Raw genomic sequence first — 4,584 nt, 5'->3', positions numbered from 1 at the left:
CTGACACCCCTGTTGATTTATACCTGGTTGTATCCCCTGCCAACCTGGACAGGTTAAGGCCGCTGCTGCGTGTATTTTTCAATCTGGCGTTAAGAAAATTCACCCAGAAAATGGAGTTTGAAAACGGTCAGGCCGTGGTTTGCTATAAACACAGGCTGCTACTCATGCTGGATGAGTTTACCAGCCTGGGCAAGTTGGAAATCATGCAAAAGGCCCTGGCGTTTATGGCTGGTTACGGCGTGAAGGCTTATATCATTGTCCAGGATTTATCCCAGCTGCAGGAAGCATATACCCGGGACGAATCAATTACATCGAACTGCCATGTCAGAATTGCATATGCACCCAACAAGATAGAAACCGCAAAGCTGCTCTCGGACATGACCGGGAAAACCACTGTTGTAGATAAAAAAACCAGTGTTTCCGGTAAACGGTTAGGCGGCATGGGCAATGCCTCTGTATCTGTCAGTGAAGTTGCAAGGCCGCTGCTCACACCGGATGAATGCATGAGGCTGAAAGGCCCGGTCAAAGACGAAAAAGGAGGAATCAAAACCCCCGGCGATATGCTTATATTTGTTGCCGGTTACAACACAGTATACGGTCAGCAGATTCTTTATTTCTTAGATCCTGTTTTCCAAAAGCGGGTTAAAATCCCGCCGCCCGGCAGCTGCGATCTTTTCAAGCTAAAAGAGGTATCGAAAAATGAAACATAAAAGCAAAATTATAAAAATCATGCTGCCCTGCAGTTTCGTTTTGGCGGTCTGTTTTTTTATATCCCAATACTGTTATATCAATACATCCGCCAGCCTGCCCCTGGGTATATATTTAAAAACCTCTCGGGCAATTGCCAACGGTTCCTTTGTTGTTTTTCATCCCACCGCCTCCCAACAGCCTCTTGTATCAAAGTACGTTAAAGGTATCCCTTTAATGAAACGTGTGGCTGCATTACCGGGGCAGGCATACCAACTGCCCCCGGCCTCGGATACAGACAGCAAAGGCCGGCCTATTACAGCGTTTGAGCCCAAAACAGGCATCGTACCTGCCAATCACCTGGTTGTGGTTGGCAACACAAAATTTTCATTGGACAGCAGGTATATAGGTTTTGTGCCGCAATCTTCAATACTTGATACGATAACCCCTCTCTTGGTTTTCGGTCTCTGAGAAAATATTGGAAAGGAGTGAAAATGAGCGTTGTTCTGGACAGTTTGAAGCATAATTTAGGCCCCATTGTTACCCAGGCCCTGGATGATGACAACGTGATTGAAATTATGCTCAATCCTGACGGCAAGCTCTGGCTCGATACGTTTGACAAGGGAATGGTGGAAGTGTCCGCCATTCCTGCATCATCTGCCGCCGGAATCCTGAGCCAGGTTGCGTCCATGCTTGGAGCTGTCGTTACAAAGGATTCTCCCGTTGTTGAAGGTGAACTGCCCCTGGACGGCAGCCGGTTTGAGGGGTTATTCCCTCCGGTTGTGGCGAACCCCACTTTCACAATCCGCAAAAAGGCCATCAGAATATTTACCCTGGATAATTACGTGCGCTCCGGAACCATGTCTTTGGATCAGCAGCAAATTATCTGCGATGCCATTGCAAACAAAAAAAACATCCTGGTGGCGGGCGGAACGGGCTCCGGGAAAACAACCCTGACAAATGCCATTCTTGCGGAACTGGCAAATATTGCCGGCGATGAACGGCTTGTCATCATCGAAGACACCAGCGAACTGCAGTGCATGTCAAAAAATAAGGTGATGCTGCGTACAAACCAAAACACCAGTATGCAGCATCTTCTTAAAGCCACCATGAGGCTTAGGCCGGACAGAATTGTTGTCGGGGAAGTAAGGGGCGGTGAAGCCCTGGACCTGTTAAAGGCGTGGAATACCGGCCACCCGGGTGGCGTGTGCACTGTCCATGCCAATTCCTGCGCCGGGGGGCTGGTCCGGCTGCAGCAACTTATTGCTGAAGTTGTGCCGAACCCCATGGATGATTTAATCCGGGAGGCGGTTGATTTGGTGATTTTTATTAAAAGAACCAGCAAAGGCAGAAAAATAGACGATATTGCCGTCATAAACCAAACGGATGCAGGGATACACAAGTTAAAAATTTCAGCTTAAACCTGGACCATGGAGGAAATAAATCATGAAATCACTTAAAATCACAATTGTTTTTTTATTGGTGTTTATTTCAATCAAAAACTCTGCTCAGGCAGAATTGTCAAATATTCAAACACTGGCCTGTGAAACCATCCTGTGCCTGTCATCCGCCGTACAGCCGGCGGAGTGCAATCCGGCCCTGAGTTATTTTTATGGCATCAGGGGGGATAAAATATCTGACACCCTGGATTTAAGAAGGGCTTTCCTGAATAAATGTCCGGATTCATCAGCACCGGGAATGCCGAGCCTGGTTAGTGCAATAGTCAACTATTCAAGCCCGTTCTGTACCCTTGAAAGTTTAAATAATAATCTGGTTGAAGTACGGATTTTGGTGAAATACGGCAGAAACAAATACCATGTTAAAACCATAAAAGTGGTTGACCCTGAGTTACCGGCAGCTTGCCGGAATTATTATAATGCTCTCATTAACCACGAATACACAGCATATTCACAACTCTCTTACATTGGAACTGATTTAGGTTCCAAAATGGAAGATGATGATGGAAATGAATTTTATGTAATCCATGCAGACTCCCAAAAAGAGCAAAACGAAATCGCTGCAGCGTTATCAGATAACCATTGGGAATGGAATTAATAAGCAGGTCACACTGCCGGAAACGATAGTTCCGGCCAACACCATTTTTTTTTAGTGGTGTTGACCGGATACAGTTTTTACAGAAGAAAGTTATGGAAAATAAACGTACAAACTGCCTTAAATCATACGTCACAGCCGAAGAGCATGCGAAGATACAGCGGTTAGCCAAACAGACCGGCCTGTCTGTATCTGATTATATCCGCAGGATTATAACCGGCCAACGGATAGAATCAAGGCTTGACCAGGAGGCTTTTTTATCTGCCCTTAAAGTGAACGCTGACCTTGGCCGGCTTGGGGGGCTGTTTAAATACTATCTTGCCCAAAGGTTTGAAAATGTACCTCCTGAAGAAATAAGAAAGGTGCTGCATGACATTGAAGACCGGCAGCGCCAGCTCAGGCCGGTTATTTCTAAAATTCGGGATATAATGTAAGGGTGCAGCCCTGTTTTCTTCCATATCTGCCGGCAATACCGCCGTTTTTGCTGGTGTTGGATACTAAAACCATCATCAAAGTTTAATGCCATGATATCAAAACGTATCCAGTGCGAACCGAAAAACGACAACATAAAGCGTTTAGGGTTGTATATAGGCGCCGGCCATGAAGGGGAAAAGCTCTTTGCAAAATGGACAGCCGGCTGTTATGCCGGGCAGGATTATGATCTGGCCATTGATGAAATCAAAGCCACCCAGGCAATGAACACCCGGACCAAAAAAGAAAAAACCTATCATATGGTGGTCAGTTTTCATCCCGAAGATTTTGAAAAGCTTTCCCTGGAAGATTTCAAAGATATTGAAAAAGAATTTGCAGCTGCTTTAGGTTTTGAAAACCATCAACGGCTCTGCGGAATACATATCAATACAGACAATCCCCACATGCACGTTGCCTACAATATGATCTACAAGGAAAAATACACCCGTCATGATCCTTTCTATGATTATTATAAACGGGATAAAACATGCCGGCTCCTGGAGGAAAAATATAAACTTAAGGTTGATGTTGGTGTTGAGCAGCAATTTAGCGATTACGTTAAGGATAGGCAATCAGATGTTAAACACGCCTTTGACATTGCCCGGGATTGGCAGTCTTTACATAAAGAACTTGCCGTTTACGGCTTAACTGTACAAATGCGTGGGAACGGCTGTGTCTTGGCTGCTATCGGGCACAAACAAAAAGATGGTCATCATATAAAATTAAGCGATTTCGATCAAAATTTGTCAAAGAAGAAACTTCAGGTCCGGTTTGGTTCTTATGAAAAATCAGCCGGGGATTATGAGGTAAAGGAATTTTTTCAACGGGAGCCAAAACGGGAAAACCCCAAAGCCAAAGATTTTGAAACTAAAACCGGACTGAAATCCTTTGATACCTTTGTGATAGAATCAAAAGAGTTTATCGTCCAGGCGGCAATTAAATCTGATACCTGGCAAGACTTCCATCAGGAACTGGCCAGAATTGGCCTTGAAGTCAACCCCCGGGGGGCAGGTTTTGTTTTAACGGATATAGGCGGTAAGACTAAAAAAAATTCAAGCATCCCTTTTTCTAAAACCGGTATGCGAATTGCCCAAACCGGCATTATCCTTGAACGCCCCAAAAAAGAAAATATGAACCGTGGAAGAAACGCAGAACAACCAGGGAATTTGAAAATTTTAGGAGAATTTGAACCGTCCCAAGGCGGTTATACAATTGAAAAGCCGTATAGATTTGAACCGGTGAAAAAACTCAAATCCGCCAAAGAAAGAGAAGCCTGGAAGATTTACATCCGTGAACAAAAACAGCATAATTATAACTGGATAAAATTTAATAAAAATTTCCAGCGTTTTTATGGTGAAGATTATGGAATGTAAA

General features: G+C 44.5%; 6 protein-coding genes. All 6 read left to right on the top strand.

Going from position 1 to position 4,584, the window contains the following annotated elements:
* A partial coding sequence (locus AB7U36_RS19005) for a type IV secretory system conjugative DNA transfer family protein (protein WP_428161226.1) occupies window positions 1–710 on the top strand: 710 nt, incomplete at its 5' end.
* The gene (locus AB7U36_RS19000) at window positions 700–1,158 is read left to right on the top strand and encodes a S26 family signal peptidase (RefSeq protein WP_428161225.1); all 459 of its coding nucleotides are present in this window, start codon (window positions 700–702) and stop codon (window positions 1,156–1,158) included. The genes AB7U36_RS19005 and AB7U36_RS19000, both read left to right, overlap by 11 nt.
* A 23-nt stretch (window positions 1,159–1,181) precedes the next feature.
* A complete protein-coding gene (gene trbB, locus AB7U36_RS18995) occupies window positions 1,182–2,108 on the top strand; it encodes a P-type conjugative transfer ATPase TrbB (protein WP_428161224.1) in 927 nt (308 codons plus the stop codon).
* Window positions 2,109–2,133: 25 nt separating this feature from the next.
* Window positions 2,134–2,742 carry a TrbM/KikA/MpfK family conjugal transfer protein gene (locus AB7U36_RS18990; RefSeq protein ID WP_428161223.1) on the top strand — a complete coding sequence of 203 codons (609 nt, stop codon included), beginning with the start codon at window positions 2,134–2,136 and terminating at the stop codon, window positions 2,740–2,742.
* 92 nt (window positions 2,743–2,834) lie between these two features.
* Window positions 2,835–3,173: a plasmid mobilization protein gene (locus AB7U36_RS18985; protein ID WP_428161222.1), complete on the top strand. Its 339-nt coding sequence runs from the start codon at window positions 2,835–2,837 to the stop codon at window positions 3,171–3,173.
* Window positions 3,174–3,263: 90 nt separating this feature from the next.
* Window positions 3,264–4,583, top strand: a complete 1,320-nt coding sequence (gene traI, locus AB7U36_RS18980) for a TraI/MobA(P) family conjugative relaxase (RefSeq protein WP_428161221.1) — start codon at window positions 3,264–3,266, stop codon at window positions 4,581–4,583.
* Window position 4,584: the final 1 nt, after the last annotated feature.

This window comes from Desulfobacter sp. (assembly GCF_050177295.1).
The sequence above is the reverse complement of the archived record's forward strand: the minus strand, read 5'-3'. Positions and strand labels throughout refer to the sequence as shown.

What these genes read in the sequence shown, in the direction of transcription:
- AB7U36_RS19000 (WP_428161225.1), top strand. Translation starts at nt 700, where the DNA reads ATGAAACATAAAAGCAAAATTATAAAAATCATGCTGCCCTGCAGTTTC.
- trbB (WP_428161224.1), top strand. Translation starts at nt 1,182, where the DNA reads ATGAGCGTTGTTCTGGACAGTTTGAAGCATAATTTAGGCCCCATTGTT.
- AB7U36_RS18990 (WP_428161223.1), top strand. Translation starts at nt 2,134, where the DNA reads ATGAAATCACTTAAAATCACAATTGTTTTTTTATTGGTGTTTATTTCA.
- AB7U36_RS18985 (WP_428161222.1), top strand. Translation starts at nt 2,835, where the DNA reads ATGGAAAATAAACGTACAAACTGCCTTAAATCATACGTCACAGCCGAA.
- traI (WP_428161221.1), top strand. Translation starts at nt 3,264, where the DNA reads ATGATATCAAAACGTATCCAGTGCGAACCGAAAAACGACAACATAAAG.